This window comes from Dellaglioa sp. CoH-55-MRSF-6 (assembly GCF_056782215.1).
On the sequence record NZ_JBXAYJ010000003.1, the window covers coordinates 213,951 to 240,624 of the forward strand.

Genomic DNA, 26,674 nt, shown 5'->3' on the forward strand with positions numbered 1-26,674 from the left:
AAGACGGGTTCATCTGAATAATTATCCGCTCAAAAAAAGGACACTAACAAAAGTTAACTTGTTAGTGTCCTTAAACGTTAAAGCTTATTTAAGCCCTTTTTTGTTAGTCATAATTTTATCAATCAAACCGTATTCTTTTGCTTGATCAGCAGTCATAAAGTTATCACGATCTGTATCTTTATCGATAACTTTAATATCTTGACCAGTTGCATCAGCTAAAATTTGGTTAATCAATGTTCTTGTTTTCAAGATATGTGCAGCAGCAATTTCAATTTCTGTTGCTTGACCTTGAGCGCCACCAAGTGGTTGGTGAATCATAATTTCTGAGTTAGGTAATGCAAAACGTTTACCCTTTGTACCAGCAGTTGCCAATACACTGGCCATTGAAGCAGCCATACCCATAACGATTGTTTGAACATCAGCATTGATGAAGTTCATTGTATCGTAGATAGCTAAACCGGCTGAAACAGAACCACCGGGTGAGTTAATGTAAATTGAAATATCTTTTTCTGAGTCTTGAGCGTCTAAGAAAAGTAATTGAGCGATAATAGCATTTGCCATATCATCATTAACTTCACCAGATAACATAATGATTCTGTCTTTTAAAAGACGAGAGTAGATATCATAGGCACGTTCGCCACCGGCAGATTGTTCGATAACTGTAGGAACCATATTCATAGTTAGAAACCTCCGAATTTATTATTATTTACTTTTTTTATATTAGCATTTGAACTAATGTAATGCTAGTTTAAACCCTTGGTCAAAAAAGGTCAAATAAAATAAACTAAATTTATTCTTTAGTTTCTTTTAAAATAATCGCATCTGATGACCTTGTTTTTGAACCATAGAGTAGGTTCCCTGATAAATGACGAACCAAGTAGCCAGAATAAGATACTGAAAGGGCTACAGGTGGTTTAATAGGTGTTACAGAATGTTGCGTTGAAACAAAAGCGATTGGTGATTTATCTGTTACTTTTTTCTTAACCTTACGAGGTTTTTGTTTTTTAGGTGCCGAAACCTTAGGGGACACAGGTTCTGCATTTTTTCTGGGATCCATTGGATTCACAGGAGCTACACGAGAATCTTCACTATCGCTTCGCGGTGTTGCTTTAATTTGTTTGGGTACATACATGGATAAAATGAACAAGTTAGCTACGATTGAGGCTAAGGAAATTCTAGTTAGGCGGGATGTTCTAAACTTTTTATGCATTAGTGATATCCTCCTGACTATCTGTTCGAATAGCCACAACCATATTAGCAAATATCTCCCAATCAGAAGCTAATGGTGGACTATTCCAGATTAGGTAGCGACTGGGGACATCTGCCATCAAGAAGTCAGAAAGGTAAATATCGGTTTGATCTGTTAATTTGTAGTTAACTTCCAAATTAAAGAAGGGCATTGAATCAAGATTTTTGTGAATTAAATCATTGTAGTTACTCCCTTTTGAAAAATCAATTGTTATATGCACCGGTTTTGAAACGGTTGGTAAATCAATATAACGAATGAATAAGAAAAGATATTCTGATTTTAAACGGGCCATGTTAATGTTTTTTTCTTTGAAAATATCCGGTACATTCGTTGTTAAGTTAGTTATCAATTGGTCAACGAAGATATAAAACCAACTATAATTTTCTTTTAAAATAGTATTATCTACGGCAACTTGCCAACTAAAATCAATTTGGGCACTATGGTAACTAGAAAAATGAATACGAGATAATTCGTCAAATAATGTCATATAACTTTGTTCACTTAATGTGATATCAAAGAACTTTTGTAAGTCTTTAATAACAAAATTATTGAGTGATTCAATTTGTGAAAAGAAAGATGAGTTATTAAATGTAACGTCAACAATGTCTTCCATATAAAGGAAATTTAGAACAAATACTGTTTCAATTGATAACTGTTCATCCGTAAGTCCATTAATACCTGGATTTTCTTGAAGACAGTCTTGAATATTGGACATGATTGAGTCTGAATTAGCAAAATTAACATCAGCAAAACGATTAGTATCATTTCGATTAGAAGCTAAACTTTGTATGAGAACAGCTGAAAAATACTTTAGTTTCAATAATTGTATTTGTGTGAGATCAAGATTTAAGCTAGAAATTAATTGGTTAGAAAATAAACTAGAATTACGATCAACTTCTTCATTAAATGGGAAGTTGTAGTTCTTATAGACAGCTAAATAAAGGTTATAAAAAAATAAGCGAATATTTTCTTCAGGACCTACTAATTGGAAGTTTTTAGTGATTTTAAAGCCTAATTTTTGTAACATATCATCTAAAAATTTCTTGGTCCGATAACCAGTTGCTTCACTTAAAAATAACGATTCGGTGAAGGATTCTATACTAAAATTAGGGTTAGTAAATAGCGCATTCAGCATCAAAAATTGAGGTGACTGCTTAGCGTATAGAAGTAATAGGTGATCGATGGAATCTAAGCCATTTTTTTGTAGACTTACTTTGTTATTGCTAACTTTTAATAAATAGTAATCGTCTAATCCTTCAGTGACAAGATCTTCTTCTAAAGACTTGATAGTTGTTGCTGTATAATATTTTGACCATTTAAAATGTTTTTGGATGTCTGTTTGCGAAGCAGATTGGTCATAAGTATTCTCAAGATAAGAAAATAATTCTAACTTACGAATATCATCTTTGTTAAATATAAAGTCCATTTATCGCGATTCCTCCTCATTAAAGAGTATGTACTATCCATTATAGGGGAATTGCCAACGGTTTGCATATAAATCTAGAATCAATAATTATCATATTTTTAAAAAAATTGACAAAAGTGGTGATATAAAATAACATGTCATTAATATATGTATTCAAATTATAGAAATAACAGAAGAGTAATTTTTTTAGACAGGGAGAGGGAAATCTTTATGAATAAAATAGTATTAAGCGCCTTTGTAACACTATTAGGTCTCTATATGACTGCATCTGAGGCAACGATTCAAGCGGCGAAAACTAATCGTGGTAGTGCGCAATCCGATTTGTCTATGGATTTTCAATCTGGAGCAACAACAGTCGATTTTGCTTCTTCCCTTAGTTTCAATACAACTAAAATTGATTCGAATGATAAAAAAAGTTATGCCAAAGCGCAAGATATGGCAACAGGGGCAAGCACACCCAATTACGTTCAAGTTTCAAATTTTAGCGGAACTGAAAATGGTTGGGTGCTTGAAGCTAAACAGAGTCGCCAATTTGAATCTGAAGAGACGCATAAATCGTTAACGGGTGCCTATCTTAGTTTTAGTAATGGTGAACTTGTTTCCATTTCTGCGGATAAAAAACCTGGATTTTATAAGAAAAATTTTGATTTGTCTGTAGGAGCTAATAAAGTAGTCGTTGCCGCAAAAGGTGATGAAGGATACGGCACTTGGGTTTACCGTTTTGGGAATGAGGCAACTAAAGGAAATAGTATCGCTTTGAATATTCCCCGTGAGGCAACTAAGATGACAGATGTCTATCGTAGTGAAATTACATGGTCATTAAATGATGTGCCATCAAATGAATAATAATGAAATGATAACCACAAAATTTATTAAAAGATTCGGCTATTTATTTTTATTCAGTATTTTATTTTTATTCGGAGTGGACATTAAGCAGGTTAATGCCAGCCAAGTTGACTTTTCTGTTCAACCTATGATATCTGACTATCAATTAGATAAGAAAAAAACTTATTTTGATTTAAAAGCAGCACCAGGAACTAAAACACAGCTGAAAATTAAGGTAGCTAATCTTATTGATAAATCACTAACGTTTGAAGTCCTCATTAAGGATGCAACAACAAACTATAATGGGGTTGTGGAGTACGCGGAATCACAAAGTAAAGTATTGGCACAACAGCCGTTCTCAGTGGTAAAAGCAGTTAGAGCTCGTCAGAATCGTATAACTGTTCCTGCAAAAAGTGAAAAAATAGTTACTTTGGATGTTGCGTTACCCAATACGACTTTTGCAGGTGTCGTTGCGGGAGGTATATCGGTGATTGAAGACAATGATGCTCAGTCTCAAACAAAGTCAGAACGAGCGGTTATTGATAATCGTTATTTATATACGACTGCGGTAATATTCCATGGAGAACAACCTGTAACTAGCGCACAAGTAAAATTAAAAACGGTTGATATCACACAAATTAATGCACGTAATGTGATTGCTGCGAGATTTGAAAATCAGAGCGCTATGTTTTTAAATAAAGTTCAAATAAATACACAAGTCAGACGGTTAGGTAGTTCAAAAGTATTATATCGAGCAAGTAATAAGGACATGCAAATTGCCCCAACCAGTGCGGTTACCTTTCCAATTCCATTAGCTGCTGGTGAATTACTCAAAAGTGGTACCTACGAACTTAGTGCAGAGATGACTTCTAAAAATCAGGCATGGCATTTTAAACAGAAATTTACGGTAAGTGGATCAAAAGCAAGAATATTGAATGAGAAGGATGTTACAATCGATCAAACAAATTACTGGATCTATTGGATATTACTCTTGTTCGTACTGATAATCGTTAATGTTTTTGTTATATTATGGATTAATCGAAGATTAAAAAGAAAGTATCAACAAAAAATTAAATAATTTAAATGAAAAAGTTATTAATTAAGGGATATTATCTTTTAATTAATAACTTTTTTATTTTCAAATATTTTTAAAAAGGTAAAAAATGTGATTTAACATTGTGCACCATTGAAGATACAATATGTACATAATAATTGTAGATGTAGTATGTACATATTGTATCTTCACTTTACTAAAAGTTAATGGGAATTGTTAGAAAAATAGGGGATGACAATGACTTAACGATATGATAGTAAGACCAAATAAATAAGATAATTAAGCATTAGAGAGGGATAAAAGATGAGGAAACATAACAGTAGAACAAAAGAATGGATTTCAGCAACACTTATAACAAGTGCTGTTTTTGCAGGATTATTTGCTGGGGGGGCCAGTCACAGGGAACCTAGTGTATTTGCTCAAACTGATGAGAGCAGTATGTCAAGTGAGTCATCAGATAACGCCACAAGTGAATCAGGAAAAAAGGCGATATCAAGTGATTCTCTAAAAACTAAATCAATCACAATAAAAAAAAGTGAATCAAAAACAAAAGCTAAACCGTCAGCAAAAGCTAAACTAAGTACTAGAGCAGCTGGGTATGTTGGACCAGCAAATGATGTATTTCCTGATGATTACTGGGATACAACAAAAGATTATTCAGCGGAGTCAGCAACGGCATTTGTTTCACAGTCGGGTTCACAGAATAAACCTGGCGAACCTGTATTATATTTTGGAAATAATTATTTTCCTTTTCAAATGAATGAGTTATTAAATAATGATCCCGTCAGTGGTCTTAATAAGTCTGGTTGGGCCTACATGTTTGATACTGGAATAAATCCTGTTCCAAGGAAATCTTATGGAATTATTATTAATAATAGTGTCCCAGGTAATCGTGGATACGGGTTGGTATCATCCTTTTCATCAATTCCTTATACAATTGAATCTGCAGTTAAAGGTAAGGATATCACTGGATATCAACTTTTTAAAAATAAAACAGGTACTGGATTTAAGGCAATTATGTATGATACAAAGTATAAATTAAGTTATACATTTGAGGAAGTTTATGATGCTAGTGGCGGTGTTTATAGCTATTTTAGTATTACTAACAATGACACAACGGCTCGTGCAGTTGGAGCTATTGAGGGCGTCGATACATTCGTTGATGAGGATGCTGTTACCATTGAAAGCTTAGGCCCGGATGAAGGATTCAAAATGGTTGGGTCAGCACATAGTTTAAATTTCAAATTAAATGATCCAAGAAATAATACCAAATTAGGTGGATGGACGAATTACACAGGCGGAGATGAACCAAATGTTATGAATACTGGTTATTTAAATAATTATTTCAATGGTGGTGCACTTGGAACTGGAATGGAAAAATCACCACATAATAAAATTATTGCCGTTTCAAATATTAAGAATCCAGATAACCCATTTAAAGGCGATAGTGGGTTCATAATAAAAGCTAATCCGAAAACTTTGGAACCAGGAGGAACACTCGTAACGGGTTCTTATCAAACTTATAAGGAAGCTGTTGCACCTGTTGCAAGTGTAAAAGAACAAACGATTAATGCTTATGCAAGTCAAACTAATAGGCCTAAAGTTTTAGGAACGGTTTTAGATAAGGATGGCAGTAAAGGTTATATTCAAATTACCTATCCAGATGGGTCAACGTCAGGAACAACAGAGAATGTGTACGACACAGGTAAGGTAGATACTAGTGCTGATTATAGTGCAAACATTGACACTTCTAAATTAAAATTAGGTTCAAATAAGATAATAGTGACAGCTGTTGACGATAGTGAAGTAGAACAGTTAAAACCTGTTACGGTAACAGTCAATCTTTATAAATTAGGTGCAACTGCTATCCCACAAACAATCAAAGTTGGCGATACGGTTAAGACAGGCGAAACGGACTTAATTAAGAATTTAACAATTATTAATCAACCAACAGTTAATGCACATACCTTAAAAATGGATACAACAAATCCATCAGGTAAGCCACTTGATAATAAAACAGCAGGATTTTACATTCAAGATATGCTTTTAACAGATACTGCAGTTAAACCAAATGAAATCGCAAAAGTAGCTGTACCCGTTACCGTAACTGATAGTGATACTGCATTTGACAAAACTTCTGCTCTTTATGCCAAGGGATTTGAATTAAAAACAGCGGATATTCAAAACTTATCAACTGGTGATTTAGATACATTAATCTTGAATAATAGTAAAGCTAGAGGCTGGCTGATAGCGACGGGTGCCGAATCTAAAGTTAGTGTTAAGTCAACAGAACTTAAACCAACTTCAGGTGATGGTTTTTATAAAGCAGTTATCCAAAATTCTGATGGTCAAACAAAAGAAATTGTGATTACTGTCTCAGGTGGATTAAAAATTACATCAGCACCTACTGCAACTGACTATGGTTCTTCCAGTGGCGTGATATTACCTTACAGTGGAGAAAATTTTGATCTCCAACGTAGTGATTCTAGTACCAATAGCAGTGTGAATATTTCTAATGCAGGTAAACAAGCTTGGACATTAACTGCTCGACTTACAAAAGGTTTGACAGATAGTGCTAATGATAAGTTAACTGGTGTTTTGGAGTATGTAAATTCAGCTAATGGTGTACAAGATATAGAATCAAGTAGTGCAGAAGTTGGTTCAGGACAGTCTGAGGCAACTCAAGAAGTCCGTTGGGATAAGGATAAAGGAATTGTCGCTCAACTTAACGGAGGTAATACATCACTTAAAGCTGGAGCCTATACAGGGGAAATAACATGGACACTAGAGAATACACCTTAATGTTATAGTTTCTAATTTAATCTTAAATGATTTGAATATTTTTAGCAGTTTAATTATGAACTAAATAACAATCCCAAATAATAGTAAATCCATATCAATACTGCTAAGTATTGATATGGATTTTTTTAATAAAAATTAATGATAACTAAATTTTATTCGTATTTTAGTGGCTTAATAATTTTCGTTTTATGATGAGATAAAACTTATGAATAATTATTATTTGTTTAATTTTCAAATATTTTTAAAAAAATAAAAAATTTGATTTAACATCGTACACCATTGAAGATATAATATGTACATGTTAATCAAAGACAAAGCATGTACATGTTGAATTTTTAACTTTGCTAAAAGGTATATTTGATAAAAGTTAATAGAAATAGCTAGATAAATAGGGGATAGTAGTGAATTGGCAATATGTTAGTGAAATCAAATAGACTAAATTGATAAAATAATTAATAAGTTAAAAGCAAGGATTGGGGAGGGCTAAAAAATGAGAGAGTATAAAAACAGAAAAAAAGAATGGGTTTCGGCAACAATTATGACAAGTGCTGTTTTTGCAGGATTGTTAGCTGGGGGAGCTAGCCATAGAGAACCTAGTGTGTTTGCTAAAACCGATGAGAGCAGTATGTCAAGCGAATCATCAGATGAAACATCAAGTAAGTTAACGATTAAAGAATCAAGTGAATCAGAAAAAAAGGCGCTATCAAGTGAATCTGTAGAAACTAAATCAACAACTAAAAAAAGTGAATTAAAAATAAAAGCTAAATCATCAGAAAAAACTAAACGAAGTACTCGAGCTACCACTCGAGCAGCTGGATATGTTGGACCAAAAGATGAAATTCTACCTACTGTTAAATGGGAAACAAAAGATTACGCAGCTGATGTAGCAAAGACGTTTGTTTCACAATCGGGGAGATCTGATAAGCCTAATGAACCAGTTATGTACTTTGGAAATAGTATTGAACCTTTTCAGCCTAGTGAACTGACGAATAATAATGACGCAGATAGAGCAAGCAATAATAGTTCACCTAATTTACCATCTTGGTCATATACGTATACTACCGGAAAAAATCCGCGTCCATCGATTATACACGGGCTGATTATGGGCGACAAAATAGCTCGTGGTTATAATGTGAATGAAGCTTACCTAGACAACGGTATTTCTGGTATCGAGGGTGGACTTTTAGATGGGTCAATTACTGATTATCATCTTTATAAAAATAGTATGAACACGGGATTTAAAGCAACTATGTATGATAGTAAGTACAAAGTTAGTTATACTTTTGAATCAGTATATGGTAGGACTGGTGGTATTTACCGTTACTTTAGTATTACAAATAATAATTCAGATTCACAAAAAATAGGTGCCTTGGAAACAAATGATACTTTTGTAGATTCTGATAAAGTTCCTTTACAGAGTATTGGACCTAATGATGGCTTTAAAATGATTGGGGATAGTACTAGTCAGAAGCATGTTTTGGATGTGAGATTGAAAGATCCAGAGTCTAATGCTACTTTGGGTGGTTGGACAAATTATACGGGCGGTTCTCAAGATAAGATTCTAAACCCCGCTAATTTTAATAACTACTTTAAAGGGGGGGTAGCCGGGACAGGTATGGAAGGTTCAGCAGCAAACACTAATATTGGAATTGAAAATATTAGTAATCCAAGTAAAACAATTGGTGATGATAGTGCGTACATTATGAAAGCTAATCAAGTTGATTTAGCTCCAGGTGCAACACTTGTTAATGGGTCTTACCTTACTTATAAAGAGACAACACCTAGTACTCCTCCCGTTGCGACAGTTAAAAATACAATAATTAACGGTTACGCTGATCAAAAAGGTGTTGAGATTACAGGAGATGTTACTGATTCAGATGATACAAAAGGAAATATTGAAATCGGGTATCCAGATGGAACGTCAGAAAAGAATCCTTACGATACTATTACAGTGGATGTGAAGAATCCTACACCGTATTCTGTACCAGTTAATATGTCTAAACTAGGTCCAGGTAAAAATGAACTATTAGTTACGGCAGTTGATCCAGGTAATAACCGTCAAGAAAAACCAGTTACTATAACTGTTAACGTATTCAAATTAGGCGCAATTGCTATCCCACAAACAATCAAAGTTGGCGATACGGTTAAGACAGGCGAGACGGATTTGATTAAAGATTTGACAATTATTAATCAACCAACAGTTAATGCACATACACTAACTGTTGATGGGACAAATCCATCAGGTAAACCACTTGATAATAAAACAGTAGGATTTTACATCCAAGATATGCTTTTAACAGATATTGCAGTTAAACCAAATGAAATCGCAAAAGTAGCTGTACCAGTTACTGTAACTGATGATGACACTGCAACTGATAAAGTCTCTGCCCTTTATGCAAAAGGATTTGGCGTAAAGCAGGCAGATATTCAAAAATTAACAACTGATGAGTTGACTGCATTAATTCTAAAGACTAGTGAAGCTAAAGGATGGTTGTTAGCAACTGGTGCTGAATCTAAAGTAAGCGTTGATTCAACGACACTTAAACAAACTTCAACTGATGGTATTTATCAGGCAGTTATCAAAAATTCGGATGGTTTAAAAAAGACCATTAACATTGAAGTTACAGGTGGATTGAAAATTACAGAAGGACCTGGGGCAACTAATTACGGTTCTTTTTTAGGTGTTACGTTACCTTACAGCGGAGAAGACTTTAAAGTTCAACGTAGTGACCCTGATCCTCATGTTAATAGCGTACAAGTTTCTAACGCGGGTAAACAAGCTTGGACCTTAACAGCTCAACTTACAACACCGTTAACGGAGCATAACGATGCTAACGTTAAGTTAAATGGTGTATTGACATATATAGATGCATCTGGTCAATCGCAAGATATAGAATCAAACAGTGCAGAAGTTGGTTCAGGGCAATCTGAGGTAACTCAAGAAGTAAGTTGGGCAAACGACAAAGGAATTATCGTTCAACTTAATGGAAATAACCCTTTGCTTAAAGCAGGGGACTATACAGGGGAAATAACATGGACATTAGCGGATACGCCACATTCATAAACCTTGTTTAATTAATGTTAATCGTTAGCATATTGCTAATATTAAAAACTACCAAAATCTTACGAGGGGAGAAAATACGATGCTAAAAAGAAGTACAATTATGGGGATTCTTTTAGGAAGCATGGTACCTGTTGGTTTCGCCGTAACGCAAGTTTCAGCAAGCGATACAGTGGGCTATCAATCGCATGCGACTATTGAGTTAGTTGGAAGTACTGATGAAACACGACCTGTTAATCCAATTAATCCGACGGATCCGGTAAAACCAGTTAGACCTGTTAATCCGGGGACGCCAGGTCCGTTATCGATTGATTACGTTTCGAACTTACAATTCAGTCAACAAAAAATTTCTGGTAAAGATAGTGTTTATTATGCACAACTTGACCAGTTAGCTGATAAGAACGGTAAAGTCGGAGATTATCCAAACTATGTTCAGATAACGGATAACCGTGGGTCAAATGCAGGGTGGAAATTAACCGTTGCACAGACCAATCCATTTATGAATGGTAAAAATAAATTAGATGGAACGGTTATCACGTTGATGAATGGTGTTGTTAATGGTAGTAACCTGCATAGACCGACGGATAGTCAAGCAGCAATTAAGCCAGATGGTAAGGCAGTTACTGTGATGACAGCTAAGTTGGACAATGGTATGGGGACCTGGACGGATCGTTTTGGTAAAGATAATACAGCTGCTCAACAAAGTATTTCATTGTTTGTTCCAGCTGAGTCGAAAAAAGTAGCAGGGGCTTATAAGTCTGAACTAACATGGACTTTGACAGATGCTAAACTATAAAAAAAGAGATTAGGGGAAATATATATTATGAAAAAAACAAATAAATTATTATTCGCTGCATTACTTGGATTAGGTATTACAGGAACAGCTGTTACAACAGCTAACGCATCAGAAACAAAAGATTATGTATCACATGGTAACGTTGAATTGACTAAAAATGACGGAACAACAGACCCTGGTATTACTGATCCAACAGATCCAGGACATACTATCGATCCAACAGACCCAGTGAACCCAGGTACTGGTGGCCCATTAGCAATTGACTACGTTTCTAACTTTAACTTTGGTACACAAAAAGTAACAGGTAATGATACAACATATAACTCGGAATTAGTTGCAGCAACAACAGATAACCCAACAGCTGGAACTAAAAAAGACCTTGCAAACTTCTTACAAGTTTCAGATAACCGTGGTACAGTATCTGGCTGGAAACTTTCAGTTCAACAATCAAAAGCATTTACAAGTGAAACAACAAAATCAGTATTAGATGGCACAACAATTACGTTATCTAACCCTGAAGCAAATAATGCTGATAAAAATGGTACAAAACCAGCACCATCAATTTTAACAGATAACCTTGCAATTTCTTCTGCATCAGGTGATAAAGTTGTTATGCAAGCTAAAGATGGCGAAGGTTCTGGTACTTGGGTTGAAGCATTCGGTAATGCAACTAAAGACGCTGATAAAGCTAAAGCTTCTGTTAAATTAGCTATCCCTGGTGATAGCAAAAAAGTCGCAGAAAAATACACATCAGATTTAACATGGACACTTACAGACGCTAACTTATAAGAATTAATTCTATCAATAAAAAAAGGTTATTAATTAAAAGGGGAAATTAAAATGAAAACAACTAAAATCGTAACAAGCGCAATTATTTTATCAACATTAGGTTTAACTGCAGCACCAGCTGTACATGCCGCAGACCATACAGAAAATTACACATCATTAGGTAAGATTGGTTTTACAGAAAATGATGATAAAACACCACCCGTTAACCCAGTTGATCCAGATAAACCCGTTGATCCATTAGAACCAACTGTTCCTCCTGTTAGTCCTGGTACTGATGGACCATTATCAATTGATTACGTTTCTAACTTTGATTTTGGTGAAAACAAAATTTCTGGGGACGATACAACTTACTACGCTGCACCTGTCAAAGCAGTTAGTGGTGCTAAATATGCTACTTACTTACAAGTAACGGATAAACGTGGTACTAATGCTGGTTGGAAACTTTCAGTTAAACAAGAAAAACAATTTAATGATGGCTCAGCAGATTTAGATGGTGCAGTATTAAAAATGGGATCACAAAAATTAAATTCTAAAAATATGGATAGTGTAACTAATGCAACAACCCCAGCTATAGCCGATGCTACAATTACAGCAACACCTGGTAGCGCTGTTGAAGTCTTGAATGCAGCTAAGGGTCAAGGTATGGGTACTTGGACAGATTCATTTGGTGTATATGATGCAGATGCTACAAAGGATACAGCAATGAAGGCTGTTTCATTAGCCGTACCTGGTAATTCAGCTAAAGAAGCTAAACCATATACCACTGATTTAACATGGACAATTACTGACGCAGGGATGTAAACCTGTATCAACTAGGTTATTAAAAAATAGAGGGAATCAATAAAAGGGGAAATTAAAATGAAAACAACAAAAATCGTTGCAAGTGCAATTGCGTTAACAACATTAGGTTTGACTGCAGCACCAGCTGTACATGCCGCAAATAATACACAAACATATAATGAAACAGGTAAAGTAGGTTTTGTCGCAGGAAGCACAAGCCCAACAAATCCCACAGATCCAATCGATCCAACAAATCCAATTACACCAGATCCAGATCCAGATCCAATCAAACCTGGTACAGATGGACCTTTATCGATTGATTACATCTCTAATCTTGATTTTGGTGCTGATCATAAGATTTCTGGTTCTACAGAAACTTACTATGCACAACCAATTTCAGCTACAGATAGTAAAGGTGATAAGGTTAAACGTGCTAATTACTTACAAGTAACTGATAACCGTGGTACAAATGGTGGTTGGAAACTTTCAGTAAATCAAGATGCCCAATTTAATGATGGGACTTCTGAGTTGGCTGGTGCGCAATTAAAAATGACCGGTCAAACATTTAATTCTTCAAATATTGGTGACACGACAACAATCCCAACTGCTTTAAATAGTGGTGTTATTACACCAACTGTTGGAAAAGATGTTGAAGTTGTAAGTGCTGCTAAGGGTCAAGGTATGGGTACTTGGACTGATTCATTTGGCACATATGTCGATGGAACAGATACAGATGCTTCAATGAAAGCAATCTCATTAGAAGTACCTGGTAAAACAGCTAAATCAATTGGAACAAGTTACAAAACTAACTTAACATGGACATTAACAGACGCAGGTCTATAAAAAGATTAGAAGTAAGTTAAACCAAAGGGGAAATTAATTATGAAAAAAGCAGCAATTGCAACATCAGCACTTTTAGCAGTTACGTTATTTTCAACATTAGCACCTGCAGCACATGCTGCCGATATTACAAAAGGCACAACAGGTGATGTTAACTTCGTAGCTAATCCAGCTACTGGGGCAGGCGAACTTAAGCTAATCAGTGCACCGAGTGTTGATTTTGGGGATCAAGAAATTAGTGGATCAACAAAAACTTATGAACAAACGTCTTTTGGCGCTAAACCAGAGGATGCTAATATCCAAGTTGATGATAACCGTGGCTCAAATGTCGGTTGGAATTTAACAGTTGCAAATACACAATTTGCCACGGCAACGGGTACGGCACTTGATGGTGCTAAGTTAACCTTAACAAATGGTTCAATTATTAATGGTAATGGGGCAAAGTTTGTGGCTAATCCTGCAGCAACTATGCTTTTAGATGGTTCATCTAAAGCTGTTCCAGCAGTAGATGCAGCTAAAGATAAAGGTATGGGGCCTAACACATTACCTGTTACTAAAGCAACTTTAGAAGTACCTGGTGCAACAAGTAAATTAAATGAAAAATATACATCAACAATTACATGGACATTAAAAGACGCAGCATTATAAAATGCAGAAAGGGATAGGTTAAAACAATGAGCTTGAAAAAAAATATACGACTAGCAGTAGCCATTGTCCCCCTCCTTGCATTTTCGATGATGGTAAATTCAGTAGCCGATGCAGCAGTTGCAACTGATGGAAAAACTGCGATATCATCAGCTAACTTAACATTACTTGAAAAGTCTGGTCCTGTTGATCCGTTAGATCCATCAAAACCAGTGCACCCACTCAATCAAGTTACGCCAACAACTGGAGACTTAAGAATAGATTATATTTCTAGTTTTCATTTTGGGGCACAGGATATCTCGGGGAGTAATAAAACCTACTATGCAACTTTTGATAAAGTAGCTGACATGACTAACCGTCGTGACTCAAGTGGAGTGTGGGACACACAAAACCTAACAGATAAAGATTATTATAATGTACCTAATTACGCCCAGGTCACAAATAATACAACGGGTAATTGGTCATTAGGTGTTAGTAACACTGTTTTTAAAAGTCCTAGCGGGAACGTGCTTAAAGGTGCTGTACTAAATATTAAGAATATCGAAGCACATAGTGAAAATCCAGGTTTAGGGCTAAGCGGGGACTTACCAGGTAACGTTAAACTTACAGGAACTGGTGGTACTCCTGTTTCGGTTGTTAGTACGACAGATGGTAATAGTGATAATCCGTTCGGTACTTGGACACTTGCTATGGGTACTGATAAAGCGGGAACTAACTCTACAGGAAACGATGCAGTGTCGTTATTTGTTCCTGGTACCACTGTGAAAACAAAAGAAGCTTATACATCAACGTTGAAATGGACATTGATAGCGGCTCCATAAAGCTAATTTGAAAAGAAAGAGGATTTTTACATTGAATAAAAAATTTTTTGGAATCATAATGGCGTTTGTGGCAGGATTGGTTTTATTTAGTGGACAAGTTCAAAAAGCGAACGCTGCTGAAATGAACTTTGCCGTTACTGCAAATCTTCCAAGTAATCAAGTTGATAAGCGCCAAACCTATTTTAATTTAAAAATGAAGCCTAATCAGAAACAAGATGTTACTGTCACATTGAAAAATTCGACTAATAAAGCAGTTGTCGTAATGGCTGAGGCAAATACAGCTGTAACCAACGATAACGGTGTGGTTGAATATAGTCATGTGAAACCAAAACTTGATAAAACAATGGTAAATCCTCTATCTTCAATTGTTAAGTCGGATAAAGAAGTGACAATTCCAGCCAAGAAAAGTGTTGTGCATACGTTCCATATCACAATGCCCGCTAAGAAATTTAATGGCGAAATCGATGGTGGATTATACTTCTATGAAAAGATCGACAAAGATAGTGAAAAAAAATCAAAGAGTAACGTTCAAATTAAAAACCGTTATGCATTTGTGATTGGGACAACGTTAACTGAAACAGATGATGTTGTTAAACCTGATATGAAATTACTTAAAATTGAACCAGGTTCAGTTAATTTCCGTAATACATTGAAGGTAAATTTACAAAACCCAACAACAACACCTATTCGTAATTTAAAGGTAGCCGGAAAAGTCTATTCAAGAAATGGGGATGAAGCCTTACATGCTTCAACCACTTCGAATATGACAATGGCTCCCAATACGAATTTTAATTATGGTATTTTTTGGGACAACCAACCCTTTAAACCTGGTAAGTACCGTCTAGAAATGACGGCAACTTCTGGTGTGAATAAGTGGAAATGGACTGAAAACTTCACAATTGATGGCGCAACGGCAGATAAATTGAACGAAAAGGCAGTTGACTTAGAAAAAGATTATACAATGTGGTATATTCTTGCAGGAATCTTCTTACTTCTACTTGTATTATTGATTATTTGGTTCTTAGTTCGTCGTAATAAAAAAGATAAAGAAGAAGCTGTCGCAGAAGCAAAACGACAAATTTTATCAGAATTACAAACTGGTGAAAAAGAAGATAAGTAGTCGAAATGGGTGAGGTATGGTTATGGGGAAAAAAATAACGAGTACTTTAGTAATTGGTCTTTTGGGGTTATCTTTTAGTTTAGGTGCATTCGGTAATACCGCAGAAGCGGCTAGTTATACAAGTGAAATGGGAATTGAATTTGTAGGTAAAATGCCAACAACTTCTCAGGTGACACCAGATCCAGACGGGAGAACACCTGTCTCAAAGAATGTTGCATCGAATCAAAACAGATTACCTCAAACCGGTGAAATAAAAGGATCAGGATTATCAATGATAGGATTTATTCTTTTATCAACCGCAGGATTAATTGGATGGGTTAAATATAACGATTCAAAGCAATCAAAATAAAGAATAGTTAAAATTAAAGTAGGCTACCTTCGTATTTATATGAAGATAGCTTATTTTTTTTGCTTATTATCTAAGTCCAATTTAGTTAAAATTAAAAATATACTAGTGGTTAAATTTGCAAAAGAAAGCGTTAACATGATAAGCTGTGTTTAAGGTATTAATAAAAAAATAAATATAAATATAAGGAGGTATTAGTAATGCTCTAACTAATTTTTTTATGGAGGGCCTGTATCAAATAATTGTTTATAAACCAAAATAGAGGAGATGAATAAAATGAACAAAGTAGAAATGAGTCAGACAAAGAAGAATGTGATTAAAACGGTAGCGGTGGTTGGATTATTGAATTCAGTAATGATTTTAGGGGTAGCTAATAATTCCGTAGATGCTAGTAACCATGAAAAGCAGGTGGCGACAGCTAAAGTAGGTACGAAAGAATTAGGTGTTATTACAAGAGGCTCAATGAAAGTATCTGGAACGGGTGCAAGTGGTCTACACTTACAAGGTAATAATACAGTGACAACAGGTACATTAGATTTTGATTATGAAGGAAAGTCGATTATTTCGGCAGGAATTAATGAATCGACAGACTATGTCTTGTCAGTTCCTTCAGAGTTAGTTCCACTTTTTAACCATGATTCGTTCAATAATTATATAACAGGAAATTTCCAATTTAATAACGGAAGTAAATATACGTATAATAAAAATGATATCCGAGTTGAGGATAATGGTAAAACATTACGAATCAAAAATCCATCTCATTCTTGGATTGCATTTGCCGACTTCAAAGTTCATTTATCTCTTGATATTGGGCAAATGGTAACAGATACAGGTATCAGAGTAGCGGACGCAGAAAATAACTCAAGTTATATATTTAATAGTGGTTTAGTAAAAAATGGTGCGCCAATTGATTGGGACGTGTTGGGTTCATATAATGCTTCTGACACGTTGCCAACATATCACCTAGACCCGGGTTGGGCACTTTTGAAAGAAATTCCAACCGTTGAAACAATTTTTGATACAGATACAACGGTATCAGGTCGTGGTGTTCCAGGTGCTAAAATTGAAGTTAAAGTTGGCGATAAAGTTATAGGGACAGGTATCGTTGATGAAAATGGACTTTACGAAGTTACTATTCCTAAACAACATGAAGATACAACAGTTAGTGTTCGTCAGAATACAGGTGTTGGTTGGAGTGATGTGAAAACTACGGTAGTTAAGCATAAAGATGTTACGATTGCTAAACCAACTGTTGATTCTTATTATCAAAGTGATAAATATTTAACAGGTACTGGAGAAACAGCTGGAAATACAATTATTATTGCTGATGCAAGCGGTAATGAAATTGCTAGAACAGTCGTACAGTCAGATCTTAGTTTCTCTGTACAAATTCCAGAACAAGGAGCCTATACACTTCTTTATATAACTGAAACAAATGGGACAGAAATAAGTCTTGCAACGGTAGTTCCAGTTCGTGAAGGGTAACCAAAATAAACTGTAAATTGGCAAAAGTAATTCATCATTTTTTTTGATGAATTACTTTTGTATTAAAACAAAATCGATAAAGCGGTTACTTCATAAATTAGATAAATATTTTTTAATTAAAAAAATATGTTTACATTTAAATAGATTATAGGTAAACTGGCTATGTCGCAGTAACCAGATAATAAGTTTGCGATTAGGTTACAGCTAAGTTAACGAATAAATCTATTAGGAGGGACTAGGGGGTCACAACTAATCAGCTAGACTAATGAGTTAAATATAGTAATGTTAGGTATAAATAGGCAGCAACTATAGGGGGAGGACTAAACAATGAAAGGGCATAACAGTAATAAAAAAGAACGAATCTCAGCAACGTTAATGACGGGAATTATCTTAGCAGGAGTGATGACAGGTAGCATTGTTAACGTGGTTAACAATGAGGGCCCAGGAACTTCTGTCCAAGCTAAAGAGCTAGATGAAACCGTTAAACCTCAAACAGCATCTTCTGAAAAAACAACCGAAAAAAGTACATCGATAAAAGCAACAAAAGAAGAAATAACAAGCGAAGTAGCAACTAAAGAAGAAGTAACGAAAGCACCAACAAAAAAAGTAGCAACGACTAAAAAAAGTGAGACAGCAGTACCAGCTGCTGGTTATGTTGGTCCATCACAAGGGGCCATTAATACTCAGTGGAGTACTACCGATGTGGCATCAAATTCTAAAAATGAGTATGTGTCACTTACAGGAGGCGGGAAGTTAGTAAATGGTGTTCCAACAAACAACGCGGGAAAAGCAGATGATACAGCGACTCCTGTTTTATATTTTGGTAATGCAGCATTTAATTTCCAACCAAGTGCGCTGACAAATAACGATTCTTACAGTGAACAGGGTAATGCATCTAGTTGGGCATTTACGAAGGTTGGTGCCAGTGGAAGAAATCCTAATCCAAGAAAGTCTTATGGAATTATCATTAATAATGCTATTCCAAAAGATCGTGGATATGGGTATGCAGCAGAAAGTAACACGACGCCTAATACAATTGAAAGTGCTGTAAAACTTGGACCAATTACAGATTACCATCTTTATAAAAATAATGATGGTACTGGATTCAAAGCTACAATGTACGATGTAACATATAAGGTGAGCTATACATTTGAAGAAATGTATGATGCAGCAGGTGGTATATATAGTTATTTCAGTATCACAAATAATGATACTGCAACTCGAGCTATTGGTGCAGCTCAGGGGGTCGATACTTTGGTTGATAAGGATGACGTCCCTGTAAAAAGTTTGGGACCTAACAATGGATTTAAAATGGTAAGTGATAAACATACCTTGAATTACAGATTGAAGGATCCCGGTAATAATACTAGCTTGGGTGGTTGGACTAATTATTCAGCTGGGAAAGCTACCGGTACTGGTATATTAGATATATCAAATATAAGTAGTTATTTCAAAGGTGGAGCTGTAGGAACTGGAATGGAGACATCAGTGCTTGATAAAATTATAGCTATCAACGACATTAGTCAGCCAGATACTCCGTTTAAGGGAGATAGTGCTTTTGTAATAAAAGCTAATCCTAAAACGTTAGCCCCAGGAGAAACATTAACGACAGGTTCTTACTTAACTTATAAAGAAACGACACCAAGTATTCCACCTGTTGCAACTGTAACACCATCAACAATTAATGCTTATGCGGATCAAACAGATTCATTTAAAATTGTAGGTAAAGTTTCAGATGAAGATAGTACAAAGGGATACATTCAAATTAAGTATCCAGATGGGTCAATATCATCGCCAGCAGAGAATACTTATGAAACAACAAAAGATGGTGTCGATTATTCTGCAAAGATTGACCCTACAAAATTAAAAGTAGGTGCAAATAAAGTTATAGTAACTGCGATTGATGCTGGAGGTACCGAACAATTAAAACCAGTTACCGTAACTGTCAACTTATTCAAGTTGGGTGCAACTGCTATTCCACAAAAAATTGATGTTGGCGGAACCGTTACAATAGATGAAACAAAATTAATCAAAGATTTAACAATTATGAATACTAATAAACATACATTAGAAATTGATCCTACAAATCCATCAAATAAACCACTTGATAACACAAAAGTTGGTTTCTATATACAAGATATGATTTTGACGGATACGGATGTGACACCTAATGAAACTGCTAAAGTTGCCGTTCCTGTCAATGTAATAGATGGTGATACCGTCGTTGATGGTGATTCTGTAGTTTACGCTAAGGATTTTAGTACGGACAGTAAATCTATCTCGGGATTAACAGAGACTAAATTAAATGAGTTCATATTAACAGAGAGTTCGGCTAAAGGTTGGATACTATCAACTGGTGCTGATTCTAAAGTTACAGTTAAATCAACGACACTTACACCAACTTCTAGTGCTGGTGACTATGAAGCAGTTATTGTAAATGCTCAGGGTGTTGAAAAAACGATTAAGATCACAGTTGCAGGTGGTGGTTTAGCAATTACTGCAGCCTCTGATGAAATGACTTTTGGTTCAAAAGATGGGGTAATGTTGCCTTACAGTGGAGAAAATTTCAATCTTCAACGTACTGCTGAAAATACTGTATCAATTTCTAATCTAGGCAAAACAGCTTGGACATTGAAGGCTAGCGTTTCAAAACCTTTAACAGATGGATCTAACACATTGAAAGGTGTTTTGAAATATATAGATGCAACTGGAACTGCACAAGATTTAGATACTGGTAGTACAGAGGTTGGTTCAGGTCAGACAGAAGAAACTAAAGATGTCACTTGGGCAGCCGATAAAGGTGTTGTTGCTGAACTTAATGGAAGCAACATGTCACTTAAAGCAGGTAAGTATGCAGGGGAAATAACATGGACACTAACGGATGCGCCTTAATCCTAATCCTTGCTTAATTAACGTTAATCATTAGCATTTTGCTAATATTATAAAAACATCAAAATCTGACGAGGGGAGTAGATACGATGATAAAAAGAAAGTTAATTTTGGGAGTTCTTTTAGGTAGTATGGTACCGGCTGGTTTTACCGTAACGCAAGCTTTGGCAAGCGAAACAGTGAATTATCAGTCGCATGCAACTATTGAATTCGTGAAAAATACTGACGGTACACCGCCAGTTGATCCAACAAATCCAACTGATCCGTTAAAACCGGTTAAACCAGTTAATCCTGGAACAGATGGACCATTATCAATTGATTACGTTTCGAACTTACAATTTAGTCAACAACAAATTTCTGGTAAAGACAGTGTTTATTATGCACAACTTGACCAGTTAGTTGATAAAAACGGTAAGGTTGGGGAATATCCAAACTATGTTCAAGTAACGGATAATCGTGGTTCAAACGCAGGCTGGAAACTAACTGTTGCACAGACCAATCCATTTATGAATGGTAAAAATAAATTAGATGGAACGATTATTACGTTAATGAATGGAACAACTAACGGAAGTAGTAATATGAGTCAGCCGACAGCTAGTCAAGCAGCCATCAATCCAGATGGCAAAGCAGTTACTGTGATGACAGCCAAGGTCGACAAAGGTATGGGAACATGGACAGACCGTTTTGGTAAAGATAATACAGCTGCCAAACAAAGTGTGTCATTACTTGTTCCAGCTGAATCAAACAAAGTAGCAGGGGCTTATAAGTCTGAATTAACATGGACTTTGACAGATGCTAACTTATAAAAAAGGTTATATAAAGGGGAAATAAATGATGAAAAATTCAAGTAAATTATTATTAAGTACATTATTAGGCGTAGGTGTGACAGGTGCCATTATGACAACTGCTCATGCATCTGAAACACAAACATATACATCACACGGTAAAATTGAATTGACTAAAAATGATGGTACAACAGATCCTGGTATTACGGATCCAACAGATCCTGGACATACTATTGATCCAACAGATCCTACAAACCCAACAGATCCAGGTACTGGTGGCCCATTATCAATCGATTATGTTTCTAACTTTAACTTTGGTGCTCAAAAGATGTCAGGTAACAACGAAACATATGACTCTCAATTAGTGACAGTTAAAGATGCATCCGGAGCTGATAAAGATCTTGCAAACTTCCTACAAGTTTCAGATAACCGTGGAACAGTAGCAGGTTGGAAACTTACTGTTCAACAAGCAAAAGCATTTACAAGTGAAACAACAAAATCAGAATTAGATGGGACAACAATTACGTTATCTAATCCTGAAGCAACTAATGCTGATAATAACGCATCAAAACCAAAACCAACATTAACAAATAGCGTTGACATTTCAGCTACATCAGGGGACAAAGTTGTTATGCAAGCAAAAGATGGCGCAGGTTCTGGTACATGGTCTGAATCCTTTGGTAACGCAACAACAGATGCTGCTAAAGCCAAAGCTTCTGTTAAATTAGCTATCCCTGGTGATAGTAAAAAAGTTGCAGAAAAATACACATCAGATATTACATGGACACTTACAGACGCTAACTTATAAAATCTAAATTAGTCAATAAAAAATAAAAATGGTTATTAATTAAAAGGGGAAATAAATTATGAAAACAACTAAAATCGTTACAAGCGCAATTATTTTATCAACATTAGGTTTAGCTGCAGCACCTGCAGTACATGCTGCAGATTATACATCAACAGGTAAGGTTGGATTTATGGAAAATACAGATCCAACAACACCCGTTGATCCAACGGATCCAACAGGCCCAGTAGGCCCAACGGATCCAACAGACCCAGATAATCCTCAACCAGGAACACCTGGCCCATTATCAATTGATTACGTTTCTAACTTTGATTTTGGTTCAAAAAATAAGGTTTCTGGAGACGATACAACTTACTACGCTGCACCTGTTAAATTAGCTGATAAAGATGGTAAAGAAGTTACAAGAGCTAACTACCTACAAGTAACAGATAAACGTGGATCAAATAAAGGCTGGAAATTGTCAGTTAAACAAGTAAAACAATTTAACGATAGTAAGACTGATTTAGATGGCGCACAGCTAAGTATGGGAACACAAACTTTAAATTCTAAAAATATTGGCGGAACAACAGATCCAGCTATAGCTAAAGCTACAATTACAACATCAATTGGTGCTGACGTTGCTGTCTTAGATGCTGGTAAGGATCAAGGTATGGGGACTTGGACAGATTCATTTGGTGTCTACGATGCTGATGCTACAAAAGATACAGCAAGTAAAGCTGTCTCATTGAAAGTACCTGGTAATTCAGCTAAAACGGTCGGTTCATCATATACAACAGATTTAACATGGACATTAACAGACGCTGGTTTATAAAATTAAGTCATATCACTTTCTAATAGGCTACAAAAAAATAGGGAATTAAAAAAAGGGGAAATTAAAATGAAAACAACTAAAATCGTAACAAGCGCAATCGTATTAACAACATTAGGTTTAATTGCAGCACCAGCTGTAAATGCAGCAACAGTAGGATCACTTCCAACAAAAGGTAGCGTTGGTTTTACAGATAATACAGATCCAACAGGTCCAGTTGATCCAACAGATCCAACAGATCCAGTTGACCCAACAGACCCTCCAATTAACCCAGGAACAAATGGTCCATTATCATTAGATTATGTTTCAAACTTTGATTTTGGTTCAAAAAATAAAGTTTCTGGTAGTGATACAACTTACTACGCAGCTCCTGTTGAAATAACAGATTCTAAAGGAACAGCAAAAGAAGTAGCTAACTACTTACAAGTAACAGATAACCGTGGATCAAATGCTGGTTGGACAGTTAATGTTAAGCAAGAAGGCGCATTTACTGACGGTACAAAAGAATTAACTGGTGCTCAATTGAGTATGAAAGATCAAACATTTAATTCAACAAATATGGATGCGACAACAACACCATCAATAATTGGTGATAAAGATAATAATAGTGTCGTTGCTCCTACAGTTGGTAGCGATGTTAAGGTTGTTACTGCTACAGACGGTCAAGGAATGGGAACATGGACTGATTCATTTGGTAAAGATGCTAAAGCTAAAGCCGTTTCATTAACAGTACCTGGTAAAACAGCTAAAAATCTTGGAACAATATATACAACAGATTTAACATGGACATTAACAGACGCAAACTTATAAAAATTGGGTTAACAAAAGGGGAAATAAATTATGAAGAAAACAGCAATTGCAACAGCAGCACTTTTAACCGTTACTTTGTTTTCAACAGTAGCACCAGCAGTACATGCTGCTGATGTAACATTACCTTCATCAGGTGATGTCAACTTTGTAGCTGATCCTGCTACTGGAGCTGGAGAAATTAAATTGACAAAGGCACCAAGTGTTGATTTTGGAGATCAAAAAATTAGTGGATCAGATGCAAAATATGATGCAGCTACTATTACAGATTCTATCGTTGTTGATGACAACCGTGGTTCAAATGAAGGTTGGAAATTAACAGTTGCCAACACACAGTTTACCGGCTCAAAAGAATTAGCTGGGGCTAAGTTAACATTGACGCCTGGAACTGTTTCTAATAATAATGGGGCAAGTTATAATGCTACCCAACCAACAGCGGATATGGTTTTAGACGGATCTAGTCAAAGTGTTGCAGTAGTAGATGCAGCTAAAGACATGGGTATGGGTACTAACACGTTACCTGTTACTAAGGCAACCTTAGACGTACCTGGTGCATCAACTAAATTAAAAGAAAAATATACATCAGTAATTACATGGACGTTAAACGACGCACCATTATAGGATGCAGAAAGGGATAGGTTAAAACAATGAGCTTGAAAAAAAACTTACGACTAGTAGTAGCCATTGTCCCCCTCCTTGCAATTTCAATAATGGGAAATTCAGTGGCTGATGCAGCAGTAGCGCCTGATGGAAAAACTGCAACCACAGCGGCTAACTTAACATTACTTGCAAAGTCTGGTCCAGTTGATCCATTAGATCCGACAAAACCAGTACAACCAATTAATCCAGTTACGCCAACTACTGGTGACCTGAGGATAGATTATATTTCTGATTTACATTTTGGTACTCAGAAAATTTCAGGAAATAAAAAATCTTATTATGCTGCTTTTGATAAAGTAGCTGATTTAACAGGACATCGTGATGAAGCTACAGGTGAGTGGGTTATAGATAAGCTCACGGATGCAGATTATAGGGATGTACCTAATTACGTTCAGGTTACAAATAATACGACAGGAAACTGGTCGTTGACGGTTAGTAACACATCATTTAAAAGTGGTGCTAATGAACTTAAGGGTACTGTGCTTACAATAAAAAATGTAGCATCGAAAACAGATAACGGAGATCCTGATGCCGGTTTATTTACCGATAGTATATTATTAAAAGGTGACGGTGCATCATATCAAGTAGTAGATCCAACTGCCAATACTAATCCCACAGGGACCTGGACAATAGCAATGGGTGATGCAACAACAGGTAATAAATCAGCGAGATTGGATGTGCCTGGCCCGGCTGAAAAAGTAGCTGGTGAAACATATACGTCGACATTAAACTGGACATTGACGGCGGCTCCATAAAGTTAATTTGAGAAGAAAGAGGATTTTTACATTGAATAAAAAATTTTTTGGAATCATTATGGCGTTTGTGGCAGGATTAGTTATATTTAGTGGACAAGTTCAAAAAGCGAATGCTGCTGAAATGAACTTTGCTGTTACTGCAAATATTCCAAACAACCAAATTGATAAGCGCCAAACGTATTTTAATTTAAAAATGAAACCGAACCAAAAGCAAGACATTACTGTCACATTAAAAAATTCGACTAACAAAGATGTTACTGTAATGGCTGAAGCAAATACAGCGATTACAAATGATAACGGAGTGGTTGAATACAGTCACGTGAAACCAAAACTTGATAAAACAATGGTAAACCCTCTATCTTCAATCATTAAGTCAGATAAAGAAGTGACAGTACCGGCTAAGAAAAGCATTGAGCATACATTCCATATCACAATGCCCGCTAAGAAATTCAATGGCGAAATTGACGGTGGCTTGTACTTCTATGAAAAAATTAACAAAGATAGTGAAAAAAAATCAAAGAGTAACGTTCAAATTAAAAACCGTTATGCCTTTGTTATTGGGACAACGTTAACTGAAACTGACGATGTTGTTAAGCCTGATATGAAATTACTTAAGATTGAGCCCGGATCAGTTAATTTCCGTAATACATTGAAGGTAAACTTACAAGATCCAACAACAACACCAATCCGTAACCTGAAAGTTGATGGAAAAGTCTATTCAAGAAATGGTGATAAAGCACTACATGCTTCAACCACTTCGAATATGACAATGGCTCCAAATACAAACTTTAATTATGGCATTTTCTGGGATAACCAACCCTTTAAGCCTGGTAAGTACCGTTTAGAAATGACGGCGACTTCTGGGGTACATAAGTGGAAATGGACAGAATATTTCACAATTGATGGCGCAACGGCAGATAAATTGAACGAAAAAGCGGTTGACTTAGAAAAAGATTACACAATGTGGTATATCCTTGCAGGAATCTTCTTGCTATTACTTCTATTGTTGCTCATCTGGTTCTTAGTTCGTCGTCGTAACAAAAAAGATAAAGAAGAAGCTGTCGCAGAAGCAAAACGACAAATTCTAGAAGAATTACAAACTGATAAAAAAGAAGATAAGTAGTCA

The 26,674-nt window shown here is 35.7% G+C and carries 24 protein-coding genes; 21 read left to right on the plus strand and 3 right to left on the minus strand.

Annotation, left to right across the window (positions count from 1 at the left end; all coding sequences use genetic code 11):
- Positions 1-84 precede the first annotated feature (84 nt).
- The 3 genes from clpP to AC1RPK_RS04770 all read right to left on the minus strand — a co-directional run bounded on the left by clpP (position 85) and on the right by AC1RPK_RS04770 (position 2,675).
- Positions 85-678: an ATP-dependent Clp endopeptidase proteolytic subunit ClpP gene (gene clpP / locus AC1RPK_RS04760; RefSeq protein ID WP_409022195.1), complete on the minus strand. Its 594-nt coding sequence runs from the start codon at positions 676-678 to the stop codon at positions 85-87.
- 112 nt (positions 679-790) lie between these two features.
- Positions 791-1,210 (minus strand): hypothetical protein, encoded by a 420-nt coding sequence (locus tag AC1RPK_RS04765; protein ID WP_409022196.1) that lies wholly within the window; start codon positions 1,208-1,210, stop codon positions 791-793.
- Entirely contained in the window at positions 1,203-2,675 is a 1,473-nt protein-coding gene (locus AC1RPK_RS04770) for a helix-turn-helix domain-containing protein (RefSeq protein WP_481761475.1), read from the minus strand. Before AC1RPK_RS04770 ends, AC1RPK_RS04765 begins: the two co-directional genes overlap by 8 nt.
- 210 nt (positions 2,676-2,885) lie before the next feature.
- On the opposite strand from AC1RPK_RS04770, the gene AC1RPK_RS04775 reads away from it, so the two are divergent.
- The 21 genes from AC1RPK_RS04775 (at position 2,886) to AC1RPK_RS04875 (ending at position 26,671) form a co-directional block, all read left to right on the plus strand.
- Positions 2,886-3,521 carry a WxL domain-containing protein gene (locus tag AC1RPK_RS04775; protein WP_481761474.1) on the plus strand — a complete coding sequence of 212 codons (636 nt, stop codon included), beginning with the start codon at positions 2,886-2,888 and terminating at the stop codon, positions 3,519-3,521.
- Positions 3,514-4,578, plus strand: a complete 1,065-nt coding sequence (locus AC1RPK_RS04780) for a WxLIP family cell surface protein (protein WP_481761472.1) — start codon at positions 3,514-3,516, stop codon at positions 4,576-4,578. Before AC1RPK_RS04775 ends, AC1RPK_RS04780 begins: the two co-directional genes overlap by 8 nt.
- Positions 4,579-4,857: 279 nt before the next feature.
- The gene (locus AC1RPK_RS04785; protein ID WP_481761471.1) at positions 4,858-7,356 is read left to right on the plus strand and encodes a hypothetical protein; all 2,499 of its coding nucleotides are present in this window, start codon (positions 4,858-4,860) and stop codon (positions 7,354-7,356) included.
- A gap of 490 nt (positions 7,357-7,846) precedes the next feature.
- Entirely contained in the window at positions 7,847-10,420 is a 2,574-nt protein-coding gene (locus tag AC1RPK_RS04790) for a hypothetical protein (RefSeq protein WP_481761470.1), read from the plus strand.
- A gap of 79 nt (positions 10,421-10,499) precedes the next feature.
- Complete coding sequence (locus tag AC1RPK_RS04795) at positions 10,500-11,213, plus strand: WxL domain-containing protein (protein WP_481761469.1); 714 nt, start codon at positions 10,500-10,502, stop codon at positions 11,211-11,213.
- Between the two features lie 27 nt (positions 11,214-11,240).
- Positions 11,241-12,002 (plus strand): WxL domain-containing protein, encoded by a 762-nt coding sequence (locus AC1RPK_RS04800; protein ID WP_481761468.1) that lies wholly within the window; start codon positions 11,241-11,243, stop codon positions 12,000-12,002.
- Between the two features lie 51 nt (positions 12,003-12,053).
- Positions 12,054-12,803 carry a WxL domain-containing protein gene (locus tag AC1RPK_RS04805; protein WP_481761467.1) on the plus strand — a complete coding sequence of 250 codons (750 nt, stop codon included), beginning with the start codon at positions 12,054-12,056 and terminating at the stop codon, positions 12,801-12,803.
- Between the two features lie 57 nt (positions 12,804-12,860).
- Positions 12,861-13,625: a WxL domain-containing protein gene (locus AC1RPK_RS04810; RefSeq protein WP_481761466.1), complete on the plus strand. Its 765-nt coding sequence runs from the start codon at positions 12,861-12,863 to the stop codon at positions 13,623-13,625.
- Positions 13,626-13,664: 39 nt separating this feature from the next.
- Positions 13,665-14,270 carry a WxL domain-containing protein gene (locus tag AC1RPK_RS04815; RefSeq protein WP_481761465.1) on the plus strand — a complete coding sequence of 202 codons (606 nt, stop codon included), beginning with the start codon at positions 13,665-13,667 and terminating at the stop codon, positions 14,268-14,270.
- A 26-nt stretch (positions 14,271-14,296) separates the two neighbouring features.
- The gene (locus AC1RPK_RS04820) at positions 14,297-15,088 is read left to right on the plus strand and encodes a WxL domain-containing protein (RefSeq protein ID WP_481761464.1); all 792 of its coding nucleotides are present in this window, start codon (positions 14,297-14,299) and stop codon (positions 15,086-15,088) included.
- A 31-nt stretch (positions 15,089-15,119) separates the two neighbouring features.
- Entirely contained in the window at positions 15,120-16,208 is a 1,089-nt protein-coding gene (locus AC1RPK_RS04825; protein ID WP_481761463.1) for a WxLIP family cell surface protein, read from the plus strand.
- 22 nt (positions 16,209-16,230) lie between these two features.
- The gene (locus tag AC1RPK_RS04830) at positions 16,231-16,557 is read left to right on the plus strand and encodes an LPXTG cell wall anchor domain-containing protein (RefSeq protein WP_481761462.1); all 327 of its coding nucleotides are present in this window, start codon (positions 16,231-16,233) and stop codon (positions 16,555-16,557) included.
- 273 nt (positions 16,558-16,830) lie between these two features.
- Complete coding sequence (locus tag AC1RPK_RS04835) at positions 16,831-18,039, plus strand: Ig-like domain-containing protein (RefSeq protein ID WP_481761461.1); 1,209 nt, start codon at positions 16,831-16,833, stop codon at positions 18,037-18,039.
- Between the two features lie 327 nt (positions 18,040-18,366).
- Positions 18,367-20,931: a hypothetical protein gene (locus AC1RPK_RS04840; protein ID WP_481761460.1), complete on the plus strand. Its 2,565-nt coding sequence runs from the start codon at positions 18,367-18,369 to the stop codon at positions 20,929-20,931.
- Positions 20,932-21,017: 86 nt separating this feature from the next.
- Positions 21,018-21,734 (plus strand): WxL domain-containing protein, encoded by a 717-nt coding sequence (locus AC1RPK_RS04845; RefSeq protein ID WP_481761459.1) that lies wholly within the window; start codon positions 21,018-21,020, stop codon positions 21,732-21,734.
- Positions 21,735-21,759: 25 nt separating this feature from the next.
- Entirely contained in the window at positions 21,760-22,521 is a 762-nt protein-coding gene (locus tag AC1RPK_RS04850) for a WxL domain-containing protein (protein WP_481761458.1), read from the plus strand.
- A 58-nt stretch (positions 22,522-22,579) separates the two neighbouring features.
- On the plus strand, positions 22,580-23,329 hold the full coding sequence (locus AC1RPK_RS04855; protein ID WP_481761457.1) for a WxL domain-containing protein: 750 nt from the start codon (positions 22,580-22,582) through the stop codon (positions 23,327-23,329).
- Between the two features lie 66 nt (positions 23,330-23,395).
- Positions 23,396-24,136: a WxL domain-containing protein gene (locus AC1RPK_RS04860; protein WP_481761456.1), complete on the plus strand. Its 741-nt coding sequence runs from the start codon at positions 23,396-23,398 to the stop codon at positions 24,134-24,136.
- A 30-nt stretch (positions 24,137-24,166) separates the two neighbouring features.
- A complete protein-coding gene (locus AC1RPK_RS04865) occupies positions 24,167-24,754 on the plus strand; it encodes a WxL domain-containing protein (protein ID WP_481761455.1) in 588 nt (195 codons plus the stop codon).
- A gap of 26 nt (positions 24,755-24,780) precedes the next feature.
- Positions 24,781-25,548 (plus strand): WxL domain-containing protein, encoded by a 768-nt coding sequence (locus AC1RPK_RS04870; protein ID WP_481761453.1) that lies wholly within the window; start codon positions 24,781-24,783, stop codon positions 25,546-25,548.
- A gap of 31 nt (positions 25,549-25,579) precedes the next feature.
- Complete coding sequence (locus AC1RPK_RS04875; protein WP_481761452.1) at positions 25,580-26,671, plus strand: WxLIP family cell surface protein; 1,092 nt, start codon at positions 25,580-25,582, stop codon at positions 26,669-26,671.
- Positions 26,672-26,674: the final 3 nt, after the last annotated feature.

Excerpts from the sequence above, each read along its gene's own strand:
- clpP (WP_409022195.1), bottom strand. The coding sequence starts at position 678 with ATGAATATGGTTCCTACAGTTATCGAACAATCTGCCGGTGGCGAACGT.
- AC1RPK_RS04765 (WP_409022196.1), bottom strand. The coding sequence starts at position 1,210 with ATGCATAAAAAGTTTAGAACATCCCGCCTAACTAGAATTTCCTTAGCC.
- AC1RPK_RS04770 (WP_481761475.1), bottom strand. The coding sequence starts at position 2,675 with ATGGACTTTATATTTAACAAAGATGATATTCGTAAGTTAGAATTATTT.
- AC1RPK_RS04775 (WP_481761474.1), top strand. The coding sequence starts at position 2,886 with ATGAATAAAATAGTATTAAGCGCCTTTGTAACACTATTAGGTCTCTAT.
- AC1RPK_RS04780 (WP_481761472.1), top strand. The coding sequence starts at position 3,514 with ATGAATAATAATGAAATGATAACCACAAAATTTATTAAAAGATTCGGC.
- AC1RPK_RS04785 (WP_481761471.1), top strand. The coding sequence starts at position 4,858 with ATGAGGAAACATAACAGTAGAACAAAAGAATGGATTTCAGCAACACTT.
- AC1RPK_RS04790 (WP_481761470.1), top strand. The coding sequence starts at position 7,847 with ATGAGAGAGTATAAAAACAGAAAAAAAGAATGGGTTTCGGCAACAATT.
- AC1RPK_RS04795 (WP_481761469.1), top strand. The coding sequence starts at position 10,500 with ATGCTAAAAAGAAGTACAATTATGGGGATTCTTTTAGGAAGCATGGTA.
- AC1RPK_RS04800 (WP_481761468.1), top strand. The coding sequence starts at position 11,241 with ATGAAAAAAACAAATAAATTATTATTCGCTGCATTACTTGGATTAGGT.
- AC1RPK_RS04805 (WP_481761467.1), top strand. The coding sequence starts at position 12,054 with ATGAAAACAACTAAAATCGTAACAAGCGCAATTATTTTATCAACATTA.
- AC1RPK_RS04810 (WP_481761466.1), top strand. The coding sequence starts at position 12,861 with ATGAAAACAACAAAAATCGTTGCAAGTGCAATTGCGTTAACAACATTA.
- AC1RPK_RS04815 (WP_481761465.1), top strand. The coding sequence starts at position 13,665 with ATGAAAAAAGCAGCAATTGCAACATCAGCACTTTTAGCAGTTACGTTA.
- AC1RPK_RS04820 (WP_481761464.1), top strand. The coding sequence starts at position 14,297 with ATGAGCTTGAAAAAAAATATACGACTAGCAGTAGCCATTGTCCCCCTC.
- AC1RPK_RS04830 (WP_481761462.1), top strand. The coding sequence starts at position 16,231 with ATGGGGAAAAAAATAACGAGTACTTTAGTAATTGGTCTTTTGGGGTTA.
- AC1RPK_RS04835 (WP_481761461.1), top strand. The coding sequence starts at position 16,831 with ATGAACAAAGTAGAAATGAGTCAGACAAAGAAGAATGTGATTAAAACG.
- AC1RPK_RS04840 (WP_481761460.1), top strand. The coding sequence starts at position 18,367 with ATGAAAGGGCATAACAGTAATAAAAAAGAACGAATCTCAGCAACGTTA.
- AC1RPK_RS04845 (WP_481761459.1), top strand. The coding sequence starts at position 21,018 with ATGATAAAAAGAAAGTTAATTTTGGGAGTTCTTTTAGGTAGTATGGTA.
- AC1RPK_RS04850 (WP_481761458.1), top strand. The coding sequence starts at position 21,760 with ATGATGAAAAATTCAAGTAAATTATTATTAAGTACATTATTAGGCGTA.
- AC1RPK_RS04855 (WP_481761457.1), top strand. The coding sequence starts at position 22,580 with ATGAAAACAACTAAAATCGTTACAAGCGCAATTATTTTATCAACATTA.
- AC1RPK_RS04860 (WP_481761456.1), top strand. The coding sequence starts at position 23,396 with ATGAAAACAACTAAAATCGTAACAAGCGCAATCGTATTAACAACATTA.
- AC1RPK_RS04865 (WP_481761455.1), top strand. The coding sequence starts at position 24,167 with ATGAAGAAAACAGCAATTGCAACAGCAGCACTTTTAACCGTTACTTTG.
- AC1RPK_RS04870 (WP_481761453.1), top strand. The coding sequence starts at position 24,781 with ATGAGCTTGAAAAAAAACTTACGACTAGTAGTAGCCATTGTCCCCCTC.